Annotated in this window: 2 protein-coding genes; one reads left to right on the forward strand and one right to left on the reverse strand. The window is 36.7% G+C overall.

What is annotated here, in order from left to right:
- Positions 1–59: 59 nt before the first annotated feature.
- Positions 60–572, reverse strand: a complete 513-nt coding sequence (locus PF272_RS02125) for a peptidylprolyl isomerase (protein ID WP_065235141.1) — start codon at positions 570–572, stop codon at positions 60–62.
- Between the two features lie 117 nt (positions 573–689).
- Here PF272_RS02125 and cysS point away from each other — a divergent pair, with 117 nt between their 5' ends.
- Entirely contained in the window at positions 690–2,069 is a 1,380-nt protein-coding gene (gene cysS, locus PF272_RS02130; protein ID WP_271141435.1) for a cysteine--tRNA ligase, read from the forward strand.
- Positions 2,070–2,184 lie beyond the last annotated feature (115 nt).

Raw genomic sequence — 2,184 nt, forward strand, 5'->3', positions numbered from 1 at the left:
TGGCAAGTAATATGATTAAGGAATTATCCTAGATACCGTTGTACCTAGGATAATAGAGATTACTCTTCTACAGTAACAGATTGAATAACAACATCCTCTACTGGGACATCATCATGGTAGCCTTTGCGAGTAGTTTTTACGCCACGGATTTTATCAACAACATCCATACCTTCGACTACTTCACCAAATACAGCATAACCCCACTCTTGGACAACTTCACGGCCGAACATCTCTTTAGCACGGTAATCTAAGAAAGCATTATCAGCAACATTAATGAAGAATTGTGCTGAAGCTGAATGTGGATCAGAAGTACGTGCCATTGAGATAGTGCCACGTTTATTACTCAAGCGATTATTTGCTTCATTACGAATTGGAGCTTTAGTGGCTTTTTCTTTCATTCCCGGTTCCATACCACCGCCTTGAATCATAAAGCCATCAATAACACGATGGAAAATAGTATTGTTATAAAAGCCTTCTTTGCAGTAATTTAGAAAGTTTTCTGCGGTAATTGGTGCTTTTTCAAAATTTAATGCAATTTTAATATCGCCAAAATTGGTATGTAGTATTATCATTAGCTGTTCCTTAAATAGCGTTGTAAAAAACGGCGTTATTATTCCACAAAATACAAAAGTGGTCTATTTTTGTGAAATCGAGCAGATGTAGTTCATTATTTATAAAAGGTCATTAATATGTTAAAGATTTTCAATACGTTAAAACGAGAAAAAGAAATTTTTACCCCTATTCATCCAAATCAAGTCGGAATGTATGTTTGTGGAGTAACTGTTTATGATCTTTGTCATATTGGACACGGAAGAACATTTGTTAGCTTTGATGTAATTGCACGCTATTTACGTTATTTAGGGCATCAACTGACTTATGTACGTAATATTACGGATGTAGATGACAAAATTATTAAAAGAGCATTAGAAAATCATGAAACTTGCGAGCAATTAGTAGATCGTATGGTTGCAGAGATGTATCGAGATTTTGATGCATTAAATATTTTACGCCCCGATTTTGAACCAAGAGCAACTCATCATATTGCAGAAATTATCGCTTTAGTTGAGAAATTAATTGCTAATGGACACGCCTATATTGCAGATAATGGTGATGTGATGTTTGATGTCGATTCATTTGCAGATTACGGTAAATTATCACGCCAAGATCTTAGTCAATTACAAGCAGGGGCAAGAGTTGAAATTAATGGGATTAAGAAAAATCCAATGGATTTTGTCTTATGGAAAATGTCAAAAGAGAATGAACCTAGCTGGCAGTCACCTTGGGGAGCAGGACGTCCTGGGTGGCATATTGAATGTTCTGCGATGAACTGCAAGCAACTGGGCGAACATTTTGATATTCATGGTGGTGGTTCAGACTTAATGTTCCCTCATCATGAAAATGAAATTGCACAATCGTGCTGTGCACATGGTGGAGCCTATGTGAATTACTGGTTACATTCTGGGATGATTATGGTCGATAAAGAAAAGATGTCTAAATCGTTAGGCAATTTCTTTACTATCCGTGATGTATTGCAACATTATGATGCAGAAAGTGTACGTTATTTCTTACTCACTGCACACTACCGTAGCCAACTGAATTACAGTGAAGAAAATCTTAAATTAGCTCATTCTGCTTTAGAGCGTTTATATACGGCTTTACGTGGTACAGATGCGACTATTGCGCCAGCGGGAGGAGAAGATTTTGTTGCCGCATTTAAAGCTGCGATGGATGATGATTTTAATACACCAGGTGCATTATCCGTATTATTCGATATGGCACGAGAATTAAATAAATTAAAAGCAGAACAGCAACCACAAGCAGCTGCTTTTGCAGCTAGAATGCGTGAGTTAGCTGGTGTATTAGGTTTGTTATACCAAGATCCAGAAACCTTTTTACAAGCTGGCTTAGATGATGATGAAACCCAAGTGATTGAAGCATTAATCCAGCAACGTAATCAAGCACGAGCCAATAAAGATTGGGCAGCAGCAGATGCAGCACGAGATAAATTAAAAGAAATGGGCGTAGTGATTGAAGATAGTGCAAGTGGCACGACTTGGCGTAAAGCGTAATTTGAAATGATCAAAAATGGTTACCTATTATTAGGTAACCATTTTAATATCATATAACATATAAACCTTCCTATTTAAAGGTACAGGTTAGTCGAGAGTTTTTAAAAATTTTAAA

It is taken from the genome of Gallibacterium faecale, from assembly GCF_027920745.1.
In the GTDB taxonomy this organism is placed as follows: Bacteria; Pseudomonadota; Gammaproteobacteria; order Enterobacterales; family Pasteurellaceae; genus Gallibacterium; species Gallibacterium faecale.

Excerpts from the sequence above, each read along its gene's own strand:
- PF272_RS02125 (WP_065235141.1), bottom strand. The coding sequence starts at position 572 with ATGATAATACTACATACCAATTTTGGCGATATTAAAATTGCATTAAAT.
- cysS (WP_271141435.1), top strand. The coding sequence starts at position 690 with ATGTTAAAGATTTTCAATACGTTAAAACGAGAAAAAGAAATTTTTACC.